Genomic DNA, 17,842 nt, shown 5'->3' with positions numbered 1-17,842 from the left:
AGGGCAAAGTGAAGATGACTAAAAAACACATTGAAACGGCGCTGGTGAATGCCGGGCGCGATAAGAAATTCACTCAGGGTTCTGTTAACAGCGTCATTCAACGCGCTTCATCATTGGTTTTTGAAACTGTCGAAGCTAAAAAACACGCCACCGCCAACCGCGCGAAAGGCGAGCTGTTTTATGGCCGTCGTGGCACCCTCACCCATTTCTCGTTACAAGAAGCGATGTGCGAACTGGAAGGTGGCGCGGGTTGCGCACTTTATCCTTGTGGCGCCGCAGCCGTGGCCAATGCGATTCTGGCATTTGTAGAACAGGGCGATAATGTGCTGATGACCGGCACCGCCTATGAGCCGAGCCAGGATTTCTGTACCAAGATCCTCGCAAAACTCGGCGTCAGCACCACCTGGTTTGACCCGATGATTGGCGCGGGCATCGCTGAACTCGTTAAACCCAATACTAAAGTCGTATTTCTGGAATCCCCTGGCTCACTCACAATGGAAGTACATGACGTACCCGCCATTGTTCAGGCGGTACGCAGCGTTGCTCCAGAAGCCATCATCATGATTGATAACACCTGGGCTGCGGGAGTTTTGTTTAAAGCGCTGGATTTCGGAATTGATATTTCAATTCAGGCAGGCACCAAGTATTTGATTGGCCATTCTGACGCGATGGTCGGGACGGCGGTATCGAATGCCCGTTGCTGGGATCAATTACGTGAGAATTCTTATCTGATGGGGCAAATGCTGGATGCGGATACCGCTTATATGACCAGCCGAGGTTTACGCACTTTAGGGGTACGTCTGCGCCAACATCATGAAAGCAGTCTGAAAGTTGCCGAATGGCTGGCGCAACACCCGCAAGTTGAACGCGTCAATCACCCTGCATTGCCCGGCAGTAAAGGCCATGAGTTCTGGAAACGAGACTTTACAGGCAGCAGCGGTTTATTCTCATTCGTGCTCAAAAAACGCTTAAGTCATGATCAGTATCAGCACTACCTGGACAATTTTAACTATTTTAGTATGGCCTATTCATAGGGAGGGTTTGAATCACTGATCCTCGCCAACCAGCCGGAAGAAGTGGCAGAGATTCGCCCGGCAGGGGGAGTTGATTTCTCCGGTACGTTAGTTCGCCTTCATATCGGCCTGGAGAATGTTGACGATTTGATTGCCGATCTCGATGCAGGTTTCCAGCGTATTGCCTGAATTTTCCAGAAGTGGATACCTGAAAGGACAGTTTTTCTAAATTCATGATGATTAGTTGAGCCTGTGATCAAGGTGTCGCAGGCCATTTAGCGTTACACTATGCTTTCAAAAAAAGGTACGCCGAGAAATTAAGGTGTACCTAATCTAACTACTATAGATTTAGACGCGCCGAATAAAGCGGTTCCACAGGATTTGCCATGGCTGTTATACATCATATCGTTCAGGCGCTTTGGCAACATGACTTTGCTGCACTCGCGGACCCTCATGTTGTTGGAGTGGTTTATTGCGTCATGTTTGCGACGCTGTTTCTCGAAAATGGATTACTGCCCGCCTCATTTTTGCCGGGCGACAGTCTTTTGTTACTCGCGGGAGCGCTTGTGGCAAAAGGGGTCATGAATTTTGTCCCGACATTACTCATTCTCACGACAGCGGCAAGTCTTGGCTGCTGGTTAAGTTATGCGCAAGGTCGCTGGCTAGGTAATACCAAAACAGTTAAAAGCTGGCTGCAACAGTTGCCGCCGCAATATCACCAACGTGCGACGCATATGTTTGACCGACACGGGTTATTTGCATTGCTGGCTGGGCGTTTTTTAGCATTTGTTCGCACTCTGCTGCCAACCATGGCGGGTATTTCAGGTCTCAGCAATCGTCGCTTCCAGGTGTTTAACTGGCTAAGCGGGCTGTTATGGGTGGGTAGCGTGTCCAGTCTGGGCTATGCCTTGAGCATGATCCCGTTTGTAAAACGCCACGAAGATCAGGTCATGACTTGTCTGATGGTGTTGCCGATGGTGCTTCTGGTGGCAGGCTTAATCGGAACGTTGTTTGTCCTCATCAAGAAAAGATTAAATCCTGCATAAGTAAAGACCGCCTCTTAAAGACCAACCCTGGGTAGGCATTTCTGACACTGCCCAGGGGAAAAATGACAAATAAAGCTGCCTACACCCGCATCCGCGCGGCATCTTCCCCCGGCGTAACGCCAAAGTAACGCTTAAACTCGCGGCTAAACTGCGACGCACTTTCATATCCGACACGAATCGCCGCAGTACTGGCTTTAATCCCATCGTGCAAAATCAGCATGCGCGCTTTGTGTAAACGGTAGCTCTTGAGATATTGCAGCGGCGAGGTGCTGGTCACCGACTTAAAGTTATGGTGAAACGCCGAAACACTCATGTTCGCTTCCGCAGCAAGTTGGTCTACAGAAAGGTTTTCTGTGTACTGTGTTTCGATGCGCCTGAGCACGCGGCTTATCAGGCTGAAGTGTGTCTGCCGGCTGACCAGTGCTAAGAGCGCGGCACCGCACGACCCCATCAGAATGTGATAGAGGATCTCGCGGATAATTTGCTTGCCCAAAATACGCGCGTCGAGCGGGTTTTCCAGCACGTCCAGTAAACGCTCGGCAGCACAGAGGATCTCTTCAGATAGCTCGGCGGAGTTAATCCCGGTTGAGCAGGTTTGCGGGTGCGATACATCATCTTCGCCAATATCCATCAGCAAGTCCTGAAGCTGCAAAATATCAATATTAATGCGCAGTCCAGCCAGCGGCACTTCAGGTGTGGCAAAGGTTTCACATTCAAAAGGTAGCGGCACGGTCAGCAACAGGTATTCATTGGCATCGTAGCGAAACACGCGATCGTTCAGATAACCCGTTTTATGCCCGGAAAAGAGAATAATGATCCCCGGCTCATACATCACTGGCGTACGCGCATAGGGTTTGGTGCCATACAGCAAACTGACATTAGGCAGTGAACTGAGGCCACTATTTTCTTTTTGTATCAGATAATTAATCTTGTTAGTTAACTGCTGACAAATCGCTTTCCGCTTCATTTTCCCGCACTCTATATAGCTTTTCTGACGATGTCAGTGTGCAATGAATCTTTTCATTTCTCCAGCTCTCTGGAGAAATAGGCAAGATAAAGGCAGGAATAAGCATTGAGCGATAGCCACCCTGGGCCGACAATGGCTACCATCAAATTCGATAAGCAATGTTATTCATCACCCACAAAACGGGAATCCTGTAATGAACAATTTCAACCTACATACCCCGACTCGCATCCTGTTTGGCAAAGGTGCCATTTCCGAACTGCGTGCTCAAATCCCAGCAGATGCTCGCGTGCTGATTACCTACGGCGGCGGTAGCGTGAAGAAAAATGGCGTGCTGGATCAGGTTTATGCTGCGCTCGAAGGTCTGGATGTTCTGGAGTTTGGTGGTATCGAACCGAACCCAACTTACGAAACGCTGATGAAAGCGGTCGAAGTGGTTCGCCAACAGAAAGTGACTTTCCTGTTAGCGGTAGGGGGTGGCTCAGTGCTGGATGGGACTAAGTTCATCGCAGCAGCAGCCAACTACCCAGCCGATCTCGACCCATGGAATATCCTGCTGACTCACGGTAATGACGTGAAAAGCGCCATCCCAATGGGCTCTGTTCTGACTCTGCCAGCAACCGGTTCTGAATCCAACAAAGGTGCTGTTGTTTCTCGCCGCGCAACCGGTGACAAACAGGCGTTTATGTCTGAGCACGTGCAACCGGTCTTCGCTGTTCTTGATCCGGTTTACACCTACACCCTGCCACCACGTCAGGTCGCAAATGGTGTTGTGGACGCGTTTGTACATACCGTTGAGCAATACATTACTTATCCGGTGAACGCCAAAGTCCAGGATCGTTTTGCCGAAGGCATTCTGTTAACACTGGTTGAAGACGGCCCAACAGCGTTGAAAGAACCAGAAAACTACGATGTGCGTGCCAACGTCATGTGGGCGGCGACCATGGCGTTAAACGGCCTGATCGGTGCAGGCGTACCGCAAGATTGGGCAACGCATATGTTAGGCCATGAACTGACCGCAATGCACGGTCTGGATCACGCGCAAACTCTGGCGGTAGTTCTGCCATCTTTGCTGAATGAAAAGCGTAACGAGAAACGCGGCAAACTGCTGCAATATGCAGAACGCGTGTGGAATATCACCACCGGTGGCGAAGAAGAGCGTATTGATGCCGCAATCGCAGCAACCCGTAATTTCTTCGAGCAAATGGGTGCACCAACTCGCCTCTCCGCCTATGGTCTGGATGGCAGTTCTATCCCGGCATTACTGGTGAAACTCGAAGAGAAAGGCATGACGCAATTGGGTGAACACAAAGACATTACTTTGGATGTTAGCCGTCGTATTTACGAAGCTGCACGTTAAGTAATTTAGTCATTTGGTTCTCGTTTTTGAGTATTTGGTCCAGACTTAAACCCTAAATTATTCAAGTTGCAGGGAAGCCAACGCCCCTGCAATTTGAAATTTTCGGGTTTAATCATTAAGGAGGAATACATGACAACTCCAACTGTAATCAAGCTCCAGGATGGGAATGTGATGCCGCAATTGGGCCTCGGTGTCTGGCAAGCCAGCAACGAACAGGTTCAGATTGCAATCGATAAAGCGCTGGAGGTTGGCTATCGATCCATTGATACCGCCGCCGCGTATAAGAATGAAGACGGCGTAGGCAGTGCGCTAAAAAGCGCGGGCATCCCGCGTGAAGAACTGTTTATCACCACTAAACTGTGGAACGACGATCAGCAACGTCCACGCCAGGCGCTTGAAGACAGCCTCGAAAAACTCCAACTGGATTATGTTGATCTGTATCTGATGCACTGGCCCGTGCCGAGCAAAGATCATTATGTCGAAGCATGGAAAGGGATCATTGAACTGCAAAAACAGGGCCTGGTCAAAAGCATCGGTGTGTGTAATTTCCAGCTCAACCATCTTCAGCGTTTGATTGATGAAACGGGTGTCTCACCGGTTATCAACCAGATAGAACTCCATCCGTTACTGCAACAACGCCAGCTTCATTCCTGGAATGCCACACACAAGATCCAAACCGAGTCGTGGAGCCCGTTGGCTCAGGGTGGCGAAGGGGTGTTCGATAAGAAAATCATCCGCGATCTGGCCGATAAATACGGCAAAACACCGGCGCAAATTGTGATTCGCTGGCACCTGGACAGCGGCCTGGTGGTTATCCCGAAATCGGTGACGCCTTCGCGCATTGCTGAGAACTTTAACGTGTTTGATTTCCGTCTTGATAAAGACGAGTTAAGCGAGATTGCGAAGTTGGATAGCAATAAGCGTCTGGGACCAGACCCGGATGTTTTTGGTGCGTAATGGCTAAAGTAGCCCTCACCCCGACCCTCTCCCTCAGGGAGAGGGAGAAAATCTCGTTCGATCCGTCCCATCTCCTGTGGGATAGAGGAAAAGCCCGCTCGATCCGTCCCCTCTCCAGTGGGATAGGAGAAAATCTCGTTCGATCCGTCCCCTCTCCTGTGGGAGAGGGTTAGGGTGAGGGCATCACAACCTTACAACACTGATCAAACCGGGCGTTTTTTTGTCGCGGGCTTGCCAGCCTTTTTCTGCGCGGCATTCGCCACCACTGCCGGTTTTGCCACGCTTTTCGCGCCCGCAGGAGCTGGTTTACGCTGATGTGCAATCGGTGTGTGTTTCGTCAAAGCAGGACGAGCCCCACGATTGTAGCGACGCGCTTCACGCATCTCTTCAAGCGTTGGTGAAGGCACCAGACATTCACGACGACCGCCGATCAGGTGCTTTTTACCCATCTCTTCCAGCGCTTCACGAATCATCGGCCAGTTAGCCGGATCGTGATAACGCAGCAGCGCTTTGTGCAGGCGACGCTGACGGTCACCTTTCGGGACCACAACATCTTCACTCTTATAGCTAATCTTACCGAGTGGGTTTTTGCCCGTGTAATACATGGTGGTGGAGTTCGCCAGCGGTGATGGATAGAAGTTCTGCACCTGATCCAAACGGAAGCGATTTTTCTTCAGCCACAGCGCCAAATTCACCATGTCTTCATCACGCGTACCTGGGTGTGCGGAGATGAAATAAGGAATCAGATACTGCTCTTTACCAGCCTGTTTAGAGTAGGTATCAAACAGCTCTTTAAAGCGCTGATAGCTGCCCATCCCCGGCTTCATCATCTTAGAAAGTGGCCCTTCTTCGGTATGTTCCGGGGCAATCTTCAGATAACCACCCACGTGGTGCGTCGCCAGTTCTTTGATATAACGTGGATCTTCTACTGCGATGTCGTAACGAACACCGGAAGCGATGAGGATCTTCTTAACGCCTTTGATCTCACGGGCGCGGCGATACAAGTTGATCGTCGGCTCATGGTTAGTATCCATGTGCGGGCAAATGTCCGGGTAAACACAAGACAGACGGCGACAAGTTTGTTCTGCACGTGGCGATTTGCAGCGCAGCATATACATGTTGGCTGTTGGGCCACCCAGATCCGAAACCACGCCGGTAAAGCCTGGAACGGTGTCGCGCATCGCTTCAATTTCGCTGATGATCGAGTCTTCTGAACGACTCTGAATAATACGCCCTTCGTGTTCGGTGATAGAACAGAACGAGCAACCACCGAAGCAGCCGCGCATGATATTCACCGAGAAACGGATCATCTCATAAGCAGGAATACGCGCCTTGCCATACGCAGGGTGCGGAACACGCTTGTAAGGCAGAGCAAACACACTGTCCATCTCTTCGGTGGAAAGCGGGATGGCTGGCGGGTTGATCCAGATGTAACGATCGCCATGTTTTTGCATTAATGCACGCGCACAACCTGGGTTGGTTTCGTGGTGCAAAATACGTGATGCGTGCGCGTAGAGCACTTTGTCGTTTTTAACTTTTTCATACGACGGCAGCAACACGTAGGTTTTTTCCCACGGCTTCATTGGCGCAGGCTTCACCACGATGGCTTTCGCTTCATCCACAGGCTTACTTGGCTTGCCGGTTTCTGCACACGGCAAATCTTCACCGTATGGGTGTGGAATAGGGTCGATACGGCCAGGCATATCCAGACGCGTAGAATCCACACCAGACCAGCCTGGCATCGCTTCTTTACGCATCATCGCGGTGTTACGCACATCGCAAATTTCGTCGATTTTCTCACCCATCGCCAGGCGATGAGCCACTTCCACCAGCGGACGTTCGCCGTTGCCGAAAATCAGCATGTCAGCTTTAGCATCGACCAGAATGGAGCGACGAACGGTATCAGACCAGTAATCGTAGTGCGCAGTACGACGCAAGCTCGCTTCAATACCGCCAAGGATCACCGGCACATCACGCCAGGCTTCTTTACAACGTTGGGTATAGGCAAGCGAGGCACGATCCGGGCGTTTACCCGCTACGTTATCAGGCGTGTAGGCATCGTCATGACGTAGTTTACGGTCAGCGGTATAACGGTTGATCATTGAATCCATATTGCCTGCGGTCACACCGAAGAACAGGTTCGGTTTACCCAGGCGCATGAAGTCTTCTTTGCTGTTCCAGTCTGGCTGGGCGATGATCCCCACGCGGAAACCTTGAGCTTCCAGCATACGGCCACAAATCGCCATACCAAAACTTGGATGGTCAACGTAAGCATCTCCCGTAACCAGAATGATGTCACAGCTGTCCCAGCCTAATTCGTCCATTTCCTTGCGTGACATGGGTAAAAACGGTGCCGGGCCAAAACAGGCTGCCCAGTATTGTGGCCACGAAAAGAGTTCGCGATCGGGCTGGATCAGGCTAATAGAGCTCATAATGCTTCCGAAAAAATGAATATACCCATCGCCCTTCAGGATGCAGCCAGGCGGCTTCCCGAAGTCACATGGGTATAAAAAATGATTTAAAAATAACCAAAGCCGGCGATTATACGCTGGTATTGGGTCAAAAATGAAGTGTTATTGCAATGTTAAAACCCAGGCCCTCACCCCGGCCCTTTCCCAAAGGGAGAGGGGGAAACACCAGATGATCCCCTTTCCCTCAGAGATACGGGGAAACACCTGACAATCCCCTCTCCCTCAGGGATACGGGGAAACACCTGACGATCCCCTCTCCCTCAGGGAGAGGGTTAGGGTGAGGGTGGTTTATGGCGCGGGTTGAACCAGCAGTTGCCCAATAGAGCCACGGTCCGCCATTTCCAGCGTTTGGCTGGAATAGAGGAACGGGAAATGTTCCCAGGAAGGCTGGCCAAAGTACACGAGTAGCTCGACTTGCCCATCAACCCAAACGGTATCTTTCCAGCCACGGTCCTCACCAAACGGTGCCGCGCCATTAACGTTTTTAATCAGGAAGCTCACACCTTCGATATGGAAAGATTGCGGCATATCCGCTCGCACTGTCCAACGCTCCCAGGTGCCTTGCTGAGTCTGAATATCAATACGCTTCATATCCCAGAGTTGGCCGTTAATACCGGGGTCATCGCCAAGTGCGATATCACGGCTGCGCGACGGGTTGCCGTTGACAATCTCCTCCGGCAGCAAGCGCATTGGCAAGGTATCCGTCACCAAAGGCAGCAGCCCGGTGGCCCGCAGTGTGAGTACCAGCGTAGAGACAAGAATGCTCGAAGGTTCAAAGAAGCCACGGATCCTGTCCATGATACCCGCAGCCTCGCCGCAGGTTATCGACACTTCTTTGCCGTCGGTCATATCCACCAGGATCTCGCGACGCTCACCTGGTGCCAGGGATAATTGCTTCACAGAAACAGGTGCCGGAAGGAAACCCTGGTCGCTGGAAATCACATGCATCGCCCGGCCATCGCTCATTTGCAGCAAATAGCGGCGCGAGTTAGAGGCGTTAAGCAAACGCAAACGCACCCAGCCGCGTGAAACCTCGACATACGGCCCCTGCACACCATTCACCAGCAGCGTGTCACCGACAAAGCCACCGCTACCCGGTTCTTCATATTCTGGCGCACCGAAGTTATCCAGGCGCTTATCCTGAATGATGACCGGGAAGTCATCGACACCATAATGGTTTGGGATCGGCAACGATTTACTGACTTCATCTTCGATAAGCCACATACCCGCCAGGCCGTTGTAGACCTGTTTCGCGGTACGGTTTGGTGTATTGGCGTGATACCACAACGTGGCGGCCTGCTGGCGTATCGGCAGAACGGGCGCCCAGTCAACATTAGGAGACATCATGCGCGCCGCGCCGCCCATGAGCGGGCCTGGTACTTGCAACCCGGCAATCGTCATAGCGATGTTTTCTTGCAGACGATTACTGTAAATCATCTTCACATCATCGCCGCTCCATACGCGAATGGTCGGCCCAAGATAACGCCCGTTGAAGCCCCAGACTGGTGCCTTAGCGCCGCCAGTAAATGACCAATGCGCCCGTTGTAACGTCAGGAACAAAGGTTGGCCACGGCGAGATTCCAGTAACGGAGGAACGGGTAAAGGTTGCTGCATTCCTGCGGCATTTGCCCTCAGTGGCACCGAGCCTGCACAAAGTGCGACTCCGGATGCCTGTATAAACTGACGCCGACTGAGTGACATATTAACTCCATGTGAAACTGACTAACATAAGGCTGCACAAAACGTACCGCCAAAATAAAAGCGATTAATTCGCTTGCTTGCTTTCAACTCGACCGGAGGCTTCGCGCTCCGCGACTTCTTTATTTAGTTCGTCGATTTTTGCCATCATAATTTCACGGCAATCGGTGGCAAGTTTGCGCACCTGGTCTTTGCCGTAATGGCTGATATCAATCGGCGGCAACATTTCTACAATGACTAAACCGTTATTCAAACGGTTGAGTTTAATTTTATTACTGGTATTCGAAACGCACACCGGAATAATTGGGACGCCCGCAGCAATTGCGGCATGGAATGCACCCGTTTTAAATGGCAGCAGGCCACGGCCACGGCTACGAGTCCCTTCCGGGAACATCCAGACCGACACATTACGTTTCTTAATTTGCGTCACAACCTGGGAAATGGTGCTAAGCGCTTTGGAACGGTTATCACGATCGATAAGCATATTCCCGGTTAACCAATAAATTTGGCCAAAGAACGGGATCCACAGCAGGCTTTTTTTCCCGACGGTCACCGTTGGCGGCTGCACAATATTCGCGGCAGTCACCATGTCGTAGTTATTCTGGTGGTTACAGATATAAATCGCCGTTGGATGATTTTCGGCGCCCGCCGGTAAACGGGTTTCAACTTTCAAACCAAAGACAGGCGCAAGACGCCCAAAGAGATGACCAAACGTCGCAACATGGCGTGGGTTACGTGGGCTGAACAAGCAATAAATGCAGCCAAAAATGCACACCAACAGGCAATAAATTACAACGATTATAAAACGTACGATGGATAGCATAACAACCTCAAAAACCAAAACCGCTGACAAGTATGACGGATATATATCGATACCCAAAATAATTGGAGTTGCATTAAGGCGGCAAGTGAACAAATCCCAATGCGCTTACACAAGTAAACGATTTGGGTGCGTGAACACAGCCAACACCGATGCAACTTCAAGTATGAAGAGTATTACTCTTCGCTGTCACCCGCACTGGCCCGATGTGGTGAATCCACTTCAACGCGATCAATACGTTGTAAGCCACGCATCAGCGTACCGCGACGGCCACGCTCACCGGTGATTTTCTGCAACTCTTCCGGGCGGAGTTTAATTTTGCGTTTACCAACATGCAGAGTCACGGTGCTTTGCGGCGGCAAGACAAACAAATGCGCCAGTTTGTCTTCGCCTTTTGCCGCTTCCGCTGAAGGAATCGAGATGATTTTATTCCCTTTCCCTTTGGAAAGTTGCGGCAAATCAGCCACCGAGAACATCAACATGCGCCCTGCCGCGGTAATGGCCAACAGCAAATCGTCAGCGCTTGAGATTTCCATCGGCGGCATCACTTTCGCGTTTTCCGGCAATGAAATAAGCGTTTTACCCGCACGGTTACGTGCAACTAAATCATTGAAGGTACAAACGAAACCATAGCCTGCATCAGAAGCCATCAGCAGTTTTTGGTCGTCTGGTGCCATTAAGACGTGCTCAACAACAGCCCCTGGCGGCGGCGTAAGTTTGCCCGTCAGCGGTTCGCCCTGCCCACGTGCCGATGGCAACGTAATCGGGTCAAGCGCGTAACTGCGCCCGGTGGAGTCGATAAACGCCACTGGCTGGTTGCTCTTACCTTTGGCAGAACCCAGATAATTATCGCCCGCTTTGTAGTTAAGCCCTTGTGCGTCAATATCATGGCCTTTGGCGCTACGCACCCAACCCATTTGAGAGAGCACAATGGTGACCGGTTCAGACGGGGTCATATCATGTTCGCTCATGGCTTTCGCTTCACCACGCTCACGCAATGGTGAACGGCGATCGTCGCCATAAGCATCTGAATCAGCCTGCAATTCTTTCTTCAGCAACGTATTCATTTTGCGTTCGGACGCCAGAATACCCTGCAATTGATCACGCTCTTTTTCCAGTTCGCTCTGCTCGCCGCGAATTTTCATCTCTTCGAGTTTTGCGAGGTGGCGTAATTTCAGCTCGAGGATGGACTCAGCTTGCGTTTCGCTTAACTCGAAGCGCGACATCAGCACCGGCTTCGGCTCATCCTCGGTACGAATAATATGAATCACTTCGTCAATATTGAGGAACGCCACCAGCAAACCTTCGAGGATATGCAGGCGTTTGAGCACTTTCTCCAGACGATAACTCAGGCGACGGCGCACCGTTTCACGGCGATAAACCAGCCATTCAGTCAGGATTTCCAACAGGTTTTTCACCGATGGACGGTTATCCAGACCGATCATATTGAGGTTAATACGATAGCTTTTTTCAAGATCGGTGGTGGCAAACAGGTGGTTCATCACCTGCTCTACGTCGATACGGTTAGAACGTGGAACAATCACCAGACGGGTCGGGTTTTCGTGGTTCGACTCATCGCGCAAATCTTCAACCATTGGCAGCTTTTTAGCCCGCATTTGGCTGGCGATTTGCTCAAGTACACGCGCACCGGAAACCTGATGAGGCAATGCGGTAATCACCACATCGCCATCTTCTTTTTTCCATACTGCGCGCATGCGCACAGAGCCACGGCCATTCTGGTAGATTTTACGAATCTCAGCACGCGGAGTGATGATTTCGGCTTCGGTTGGGTAATCCGGCCCCTGAACGATATCCAGCACTTCATCGAGCGTGGTTTTCGGGTGGTCAATCAGGGTCATTGCCGCTTGCGCCACTTCGCGCAAGTTGTGCGGAGGAATGTCTGTTGCCATCCCGACCGCGATACCGGTGGTGCCATTGAGCAGAATATTCGGCAGGCGTGCAGGCAGCATTTTCGGCTCCTGCATAGTGCCGTCAAAGTTCGGCACGTAGTCGACCGTCCCCTGCCCTAACTCACCCAGCAAGACTTCTGCGTATTTTGACAGTCGCGATTCGGTATAACGCATCGCGGCGAAGGATTTCGGGTCATCCGGTGCCCCCCAGTTCCCCTGCCCGTCAACCAACGGATAACGGTAAGAGAACGGCTGTGCCATCAGCACCATCGCTTCATAACAGGCGCTGTCGCCGTGTGGATGGTATTTACCCAGAACGTCACCGACGGTACGGGCTGATTTTTTGAATTTAGCGCTGGCGCTTAATCCCAACTCTGACATCGCATAGACGATACGACGTTGTACGGGCTTTAACCCATCACCAATGAACGGCAGCGCGCGGTCCATAATGACGTACATGGAGTAGTTGAGATACGCATTTTCTGTGAATTCGTGCAGCGCAAGGCGTTCTGCACCATCATGAGTTAAATCACTCATTCATTAATCATCCTCAAACTGACGAGTGGCCATAAACCCAAATAATTTGAGTCGTGGGTAATGGCGTAATTGCCGCCGATAGTACCTTATCTGGCCTGCGTAGTCACAGAGGAGTGAGTATCTTTAGGAAGTGAGGCGATATGAAATGAGCCGCGAATTGCGGCTCATTGAGGGGGTTATTTTACGATGGTAATTTGCTTCACATCGATTTCAACGGAGTTCCAGTCTTTGTCGACTTCACCTTGAATTTCAACGGTGTCTTTCGGTGTGATGGTCTGCCCATTCCAGCGTTTATGATCGATATCGACATTAATCGTGCCGGCTGCATCGCGGAAAATGTAGTGATCTCCGCCGATACGCGATTCAATCTTACCGCGCAGGGTCACCCAAGTGTCGTCAGAAAGTGATTTCGCTTGTGCCGTAGTTGTGTTGCTACCACTTGGTCCAACAAAACCACCAGCAGTCTGAGTTGGGGTGGTTTGTGCGGCTGGAGCATTAGGATCCGAGAATCCACCTTGTTGGGCAGCCAGTGCAGGTGCTGCGGTAATAGCGAGAATAGTCAGAATAGCGGCTATTTTTTTCATTGTTAATTTTCCCTATATGAATGAACGTTTTCTGAGTGCTATTTAACGCGAGAGATCTTAACGCGATCTTAATTTTTCACCATAACAACGTATATTTTATAAAAATGCCATTCAGCATCAACCCCGGCATTTTTCCTCTGTACAAGGCGGTTGCAAACGTTATTTACTTGCCGGTAATGGTCAATGGAAAGGCAACGATATGCGCATATTACTGATTGAAGACGATAAGCTCATCGGTGACGGATTAAAAGCCGGGTTAACCAAAATGGGATTTATCGTCGACTGGTTTACCGATGGCCTTCAGGGCCAGGCGGCGCTGAGCCTGGCACCTTATGACGCCGTCGTACTGGATTTAAGCCTGCCTGGAATCGACGGGCTGGATATTCTAAAAACCTGGCGTCGTAACGGACAAACCGAACCCGTGTTGATTCTAACCGCGCGTGACGCGCTGGAACAACGTGTCGAGGGGTTGCAACTCGGTGCAGATGATTATTTGTGTAAACCCTTTGCGTTAATAGAAGTTGCCACCCGGCTTCAGGTTTTAATTCGCCGTAATCATGGGCAAATTCAATCGACACTTCATCACGCCGGTATCGAGCTTGATCCTATTAAATTAACCGTCACTCGCGAGGGTGAAGCGTTGCACTTAAAACCCAAAGAGTTTGCTCTACTGGAGTTATTTATGCGTAACGCCGGGCGTGTATTACCGCGCACGCTTATCGAAGAAAAACTCTATAACTGGGATAACGACGTATCCAGAAATGCGCTGGAAGTCCATATCCACCATTTGCGCCGTAAACTCGGCAGCGGGTTTATTCGCACAGTGCACGGAATTGGTTATACGTTGGGCGAAGAATGATAAAAGCACTGACTCAAAGTTTACGCGCCAGATTAATTGCCGGATATGTTTTGCTGACGCTGTTGGCATGGGTTGGCGCAAGCGTCGCGGCCTGGCATCAAACCAGCAAAACGCTTAACAAGCTGTTTGATACTCAGCAGGTGCTGTTTGCCAAGCGTCTGAGTGCATTAAAGCTGGATAATATGCAGGGGGAAACGGAACTTCCGCGTACTAAAAACATGATTTCCCATCATCGCGGCAAGCAAGACGACGATACGCTGGCTTTCGCCATTTACACCGCCGATGGAAGACTGTTACTCAATGATGGCGACAATGGCCGCAACCTCACTTATCGCTACCAACGCGACGGTTTCACCGACGGTAAACTTGCGGGTGACGACGATATGTGGCGCATGGTGTGGGTCACCACGCCGGATGGTAAGTACCGCATCGTCGTCGGCCAGGAATGGGAGTACCGGGAAGACCTGGCGCTGGATATTGTGTTGTCGCAGCTCACGCCATGGCTTATCGCGCTACCGCTTATTTTGCTACTTCTGGTGTGGTTGGTGAGTCGCGCCCTCGCCCCGCTTCACAAGCTGGCGCACCAATTACGCAGCCGCAAACCTGACGACGGCAGCGAACTGCCAACACAAGCGCTGCCGCAGGAAGTTCGCCCATTGGTCGTCGCGCTCAATCAGCTATTTTCTCGCACCGGGGAATTAATGCAGCGCGAGCGACGCTTTACCTCTGACGCTGCACACGAACTACGCAGCCCGCTTGCCGCGTTAAAAGTACAGGCCGAAGTTGCACAACTTGCGCAAAACGACGAGCCGGTACGCGATCATGCTCTCAATAATCTCAGTGCGGGTATCGATCGTGCCACGCGTCTGGTCGATCAGTTACTGACTTTATCACGCCTGGATTCTTTAGCAGGTCTGGATGATGTACAGGAAGTCGAACTTCAATCATTGCTGCAAAATGCAGTGATGGACGTGTGGCATCAGGCCGTGCGCGAAGGTATCGATATCCGTCTTGATATCCAGGACGCGAGCGTGAAACGCCAGGGGCAGCAGCTGTTACTGAGTTTAATGGTGAGAAATGTGCTGGATAACGCCGTGCGTTATAGTCCGCGTGGCAGCGTGGTGGATGTGGTTTTGCAAAGCCGCGAAATAACGATTACCGACAACGGGCCAGGGGTCAGCCCGGAGTTTTTAACATCGTTGGGTGAGCGATTCTTCCGCCCGCCAGGACAGGAAAAAACCGGCAGTGGATTGGGGTTGTCCATCGTACGACGCATTGCCGCTTTGCATGGGATGCAGGCGCTATTTTTGAACAGCGACCAGGGCGGTTTCCAGGTCAGGATTCGTTGGTAAACATCATTACACCCTCTAATTATTGCGTTTAAAGCAAAAGTCTTTGCCAAACGGAGCATTTAATCGTGATGGTATTCACATTAAACTTCGCGCCAGACGCAATAATTCGAGAGTTAACTATGAGCAACATCCTGATTATCAATGGTGCGAAAAAATTCGCCCACTCTAACGGCCAACTCAATGACACCCTGACCGACGTCGCGGAAAGCTTTTTGCGCGACCTCGGGCATGATGTTCTGGTCACCCGAACCGACAGTGAGTACGACGTAAAAGAAGAAGTCGAAAAATACCTGTGGGCCGATACCGTGATTTACCAAATGCCAGGCTGGTGGATGGGTGCACCATGGACCATGAAGAAATACATCGATGATGTGTTCACTGAAGGTCATGGTTCGTTGTATGCCAGCGATGGCCGTACCCGCTCAGACGCTGAGAAAAAGTATGGCTCCGGCGGTTTGATTCAGGGCAAAACCTATATGCTTTCCCTGACCTGGAACGCTCCACTGCAAGCCTTTGAAGACAAAGAACAGTTCTTCCATGGCGTGGGTGTTGATGGCGTTTATCTGCCATTCCACAAAGCGAACCAGTTCCTTGGAATGGAAGGTCTGCCGACCTTTATCGCTAACGATGTGATGAAAGTGCCTGACGTTCCACGTTTTATCGCAGAATACCGCGAGCATCTCGGTCAGATTTTTGCTTAACTGTTAAGTAATTATCGAAAGGAGTAAGTCATGCTAACAGTGATAGCTGAAATTCGTACCCGTCCAGGTGCGCATCATCGCCAGGCGGTTTTAGATGCCTTCGCAAAAATTATTCCTACCGTGCTGGAGGAAGAAGGCTGCTTCGGTTACGCGCCATTAGTCGACCATAACGCACAAGTGGCGTTTCAGACGACAGCACCCGCTTCCGTATTTATGCTGGAAAAATGGGAGAGTGCTGCTCATCTCGAAGCTCACCTTCAAACCCAGCATATGAAAGATCACAGCGCTGCCGTAAAAGACGATGTGCTGGATGTGCATATCCATATTCTGGAAGACGCAATCAAGTAATCGGTTTGCTGGAAAACAAAAGGGAGCGGTGTTGACACCCGCTCCCTTTCTTACGGATATACCCGTCATACTTCAAGCTGCTTATGCGTTGGCTGCGCTCAATCGCCCAAATCACTTACCAAAGTAAGCTCATCGGGACTCTTTCCCTTGCCGCCTTTAATCAACTCGAATTATTTTGGGTATAAAATTCATAGTCATGAAACGCTGCTAAGCTACTCTTTACTCTGAGTGGTTATTGGGGCGGGATATGAAAACGAATATGGTTTCCGATAAAGTACTAAAACTTTCCAGTTTTAATCTTAATTTGCTAACCACTTTCTGTTTGATCTATTCCACTCGCAGCATCACCGAAGTCTCTGAGATTCTGGATGTTACCCCACCTTCCATTAGCCATTCCCTGCGCAAACTACGCCTGCACTTTGAAGACCCTTTATTTATCCGCCATGGAAATACGATCTCGCCAACGGTATTTGCTGATGACCTTTATCTACAGTTAAAGCAAACGCTAGAAATAATGAGTGATTCAATAGACACGAGTCATAAAAATCGCCATCGTGAAACACTGGTAATATATTCTCCATTTTCAGTAGCGGTGCATGATTTGTCTGTCACATTATTAAAAATAAAATCCGAAAACATTAATTATAAAATAAAGTATATCGAAACCAATCTGGATATTCCTGATGCGGTCGAATTACTTAACTTACGCAAAGCAGATATTGTTTTTTCCGCCACCCCCATCACCAATGCAAGTCTGAGCTGTATTTTGCATCATCAATTAACCCCAACGCTAGTTTGTCGCAAAGATAACCCGCTACTGCAAAGCGAAGTCAGTATTGAGCAGTTAAAGGGTCTTGATATGGTCAGCCATTTAACTGCCGACGAGATGATCCACCAGAAAAAGCAGACCCTACAGGCGACAATGAGAAGAACGCCCCCTGCGTTTGAAACGAATTCATTGCTGATGCTTCTCACTGTTTTGTCAGAAACTGACAGCGTCGGGTTCATTTCACATGAGGCTTTTAACCGCTACGAACACGCTTTCGGGCTGCGAAAACTCACACCGTTGTTCCCGTTGCAACAGCTTAGTGTGTATCTGATCTACCGGAAAGAAATGGAACAAAAGACCAGTTTTAGGCAATTTCTGGCGACGATTCTCGAAAAATAACACCCCTCTGCAATAAAACTAAATCCGCACTTAGTCCTGAGTAATAGGTTGGTT

The 17,842-nt window shown here is 50.4% G+C and carries 14 protein-coding genes and 1 pseudogene; 9 read left to right on the top strand and 6 right to left on the bottom strand.

The genetic code is table 11. The features are described 5' to 3' along the window. Positions 1-14: 14 nt before the first annotated feature. Together metC and BSPA111_RS19120 are read left to right on the top strand one after the other, a co-directional pair. Positions 15-1,202 (top strand): annotated as a pseudogene (gene metC, locus BSPA111_RS19125) (cystathionine beta-lyase). A gap of 197 nt (positions 1,203-1,399) precedes the next feature. After that, on the top strand, positions 1,400-2,059 hold the full coding sequence (locus BSPA111_RS19120) for a DedA family protein (protein WP_183272733.1): 660 nt from the start codon (positions 1,400-1,402) through the stop codon (positions 2,057-2,059). A gap of 79 nt (positions 2,060-2,138) precedes the next feature. Here BSPA111_RS19120 and BSPA111_RS19115 read toward each other — a convergent pair whose 3' ends face one another. After that, the gene (locus tag BSPA111_RS19115) at positions 2,139-3,026 is read right to left on the bottom strand and encodes an AraC family transcriptional regulator (protein WP_183272732.1); all 888 of its coding nucleotides are present in this window, start codon (positions 3,024-3,026) and stop codon (positions 2,139-2,141) included. Positions 3,027-3,219: 193 nt separating this feature from the next. Between BSPA111_RS19115 and yqhD the strand changes: the two genes are divergently transcribed. Continuing rightward, complete coding sequence (gene yqhD, locus BSPA111_RS19110) at positions 3,220-4,383, top strand: alcohol dehydrogenase (protein WP_183272731.1); 1,164 nt, start codon at positions 3,220-3,222, stop codon at positions 4,381-4,383. A gap of 129 nt (positions 4,384-4,512) precedes the next feature. Then, positions 4,513-5,340 carry a 2,5-didehydrogluconate reductase DkgA gene (gene dkgA, locus BSPA111_RS19105; RefSeq protein WP_183272730.1) on the top strand — a complete coding sequence of 276 codons (828 nt, stop codon included), beginning with the start codon at positions 4,513-4,515 and terminating at the stop codon, positions 5,338-5,340. A gap of 203 nt (positions 5,341-5,543) precedes the next feature. Here dkgA and BSPA111_RS19100 read toward each other — a convergent pair whose 3' ends face one another. The 5 genes from BSPA111_RS19100 to BSPA111_RS19080 form a co-directional block, all read right to left on the bottom strand. Further along, positions 5,544-7,772 carry a YgiQ family radical SAM protein gene (locus tag BSPA111_RS19100; protein ID WP_183272729.1) on the bottom strand — a complete coding sequence of 743 codons (2,229 nt, stop codon included), beginning with the start codon at positions 7,770-7,772 and terminating at the stop codon, positions 5,544-5,546. A 327-nt stretch (positions 7,773-8,099) separates the two neighbouring features. Further along, complete coding sequence (gene ftsP, locus BSPA111_RS19095; protein WP_183272728.1) at positions 8,100-9,512, bottom strand: cell division protein FtsP; 1,413 nt, start codon at positions 9,510-9,512, stop codon at positions 8,100-8,102. Between the two features lie 64 nt (positions 9,513-9,576). Further along, positions 9,577-10,332 carry a 1-acylglycerol-3-phosphate O-acyltransferase gene (locus BSPA111_RS19090; RefSeq protein WP_183272727.1) on the bottom strand — a complete coding sequence of 252 codons (756 nt, stop codon included), beginning with the start codon at positions 10,330-10,332 and terminating at the stop codon, positions 9,577-9,579. A gap of 173 nt (positions 10,333-10,505) precedes the next feature. After that, the gene (parC, locus tag BSPA111_RS19085; protein ID WP_183272726.1) at positions 10,506-12,776 is read right to left on the bottom strand and encodes a DNA topoisomerase IV subunit A; all 2,271 of its coding nucleotides are present in this window, start codon (positions 12,774-12,776) and stop codon (positions 10,506-10,508) included. Positions 12,777-12,952: 176 nt separating this feature from the next. Continuing rightward, positions 12,953-13,360: a YgiW/YdeI family stress tolerance OB fold protein gene (locus tag BSPA111_RS19080; RefSeq protein ID WP_183272725.1), complete on the bottom strand. Its 408-nt coding sequence runs from the start codon at positions 13,358-13,360 to the stop codon at positions 12,953-12,955. Positions 13,361-13,559: 199 nt separating this feature from the next. Between BSPA111_RS19080 and qseB the strand changes: the two genes are divergently transcribed. From qseB to BSPA111_RS19055, 5 genes are all read left to right on the top strand, one after another. Then, positions 13,560-14,219, top strand: a complete 660-nt coding sequence (qseB, locus tag BSPA111_RS19075) for a quorum sensing response regulator transcription factor QseB (RefSeq protein WP_183272724.1) — start codon at positions 13,560-13,562, stop codon at positions 14,217-14,219. Beyond that, positions 14,216-15,571, top strand: coding sequence for a quorum sensing histidine kinase QseC (gene qseC, locus BSPA111_RS19070; RefSeq protein ID WP_183272723.1), 1,356 nt, complete (start codon positions 14,216-14,218; stop codon positions 15,569-15,571). The genes qseB and qseC overlap by 4 nt, the downstream gene beginning before the upstream one ends. A 119-nt stretch (positions 15,572-15,690) precedes the next feature. Continuing rightward, a complete protein-coding gene (locus tag BSPA111_RS19065; RefSeq protein ID WP_064540084.1) occupies positions 15,691-16,272 on the top strand; it encodes an NAD(P)H-dependent oxidoreductase in 582 nt (193 codons plus the stop codon). Between the two features lie 30 nt (positions 16,273-16,302). Then, a complete protein-coding gene (locus BSPA111_RS19060) occupies positions 16,303-16,620 on the top strand; it encodes a putative quinol monooxygenase (protein ID WP_183272722.1) in 318 nt (105 codons plus the stop codon). 247 nt (positions 16,621-16,867) lie between these two features. After that, entirely contained in the window at positions 16,868-17,788 is a 921-nt protein-coding gene (locus BSPA111_RS19055) for a LysR family transcriptional regulator (protein ID WP_183272721.1), read from the top strand. Positions 17,789-17,842: the final 54 nt, after the last annotated feature.

The sequence above is a fragment of the Buttiauxella sp. A111 genome, assembly GCF_014189855.1.
GTDB lineage: Bacteria > Pseudomonadota > Gammaproteobacteria > Enterobacterales > Enterobacteriaceae > Buttiauxella > Buttiauxella selenatireducens.
Note: the sequence above shows the minus strand (reverse complement) of the source record. Positions and strands in the feature narration are given on the sequence as shown.

Excerpts from the sequence above, each read along its gene's own strand:
- BSPA111_RS19115 (WP_183272732.1), bottom strand. The coding sequence starts at position 3,026 with ATGAAGCGGAAAGCGATTTGTCAGCAGTTAACTAACAAGATTAATTAT.
- qseB (WP_183272724.1), top strand. The coding sequence starts at position 13,560 with ATGCGCATATTACTGATTGAAGACGATAAGCTCATCGGTGACGGATTA.
- BSPA111_RS19120 (WP_183272733.1), top strand. The coding sequence starts at position 1,400 with ATGGCTGTTATACATCATATCGTTCAGGCGCTTTGGCAACATGACTTT.
- BSPA111_RS19060 (WP_183272722.1), top strand. The coding sequence starts at position 16,303 with ATGCTAACAGTGATAGCTGAAATTCGTACCCGTCCAGGTGCGCATCAT.
- ftsP (WP_183272728.1), bottom strand. The coding sequence starts at position 9,512 with ATGTCACTCAGTCGGCGTCAGTTTATACAGGCATCCGGAGTCGCACTT.
- qseC (WP_183272723.1), top strand. The coding sequence starts at position 14,216 with ATGATAAAAGCACTGACTCAAAGTTTACGCGCCAGATTAATTGCCGGA.
- parC (WP_183272726.1), bottom strand. The coding sequence starts at position 12,776 with ATGAGTGATTTAACTCATGATGGTGCAGAACGCCTTGCGCTGCACGAA.
- dkgA (WP_183272730.1), top strand. The coding sequence starts at position 4,513 with ATGACAACTCCAACTGTAATCAAGCTCCAGGATGGGAATGTGATGCCG.
- BSPA111_RS19090 (WP_183272727.1), bottom strand. The coding sequence starts at position 10,332 with ATGCTATCCATCGTACGTTTTATAATCGTTGTAATTTATTGCCTGTTG.
- BSPA111_RS19080 (WP_183272725.1), bottom strand. The coding sequence starts at position 13,360 with ATGAAAAAAATAGCCGCTATTCTGACTATTCTCGCTATTACCGCAGCA.
- BSPA111_RS19065 (WP_064540084.1), top strand. The coding sequence starts at position 15,691 with ATGAGCAACATCCTGATTATCAATGGTGCGAAAAAATTCGCCCACTCT.
- yqhD (WP_183272731.1), top strand. The coding sequence starts at position 3,220 with ATGAACAATTTCAACCTACATACCCCGACTCGCATCCTGTTTGGCAAA.
- BSPA111_RS19055 (WP_183272721.1), top strand. The coding sequence starts at position 16,868 with ATGAAAACGAATATGGTTTCCGATAAAGTACTAAAACTTTCCAGTTTT.
- BSPA111_RS19100 (WP_183272729.1), bottom strand. The coding sequence starts at position 7,772 with ATGAGCTCTATTAGCCTGATCCAGCCCGATCGCGAACTCTTTTCGTGG.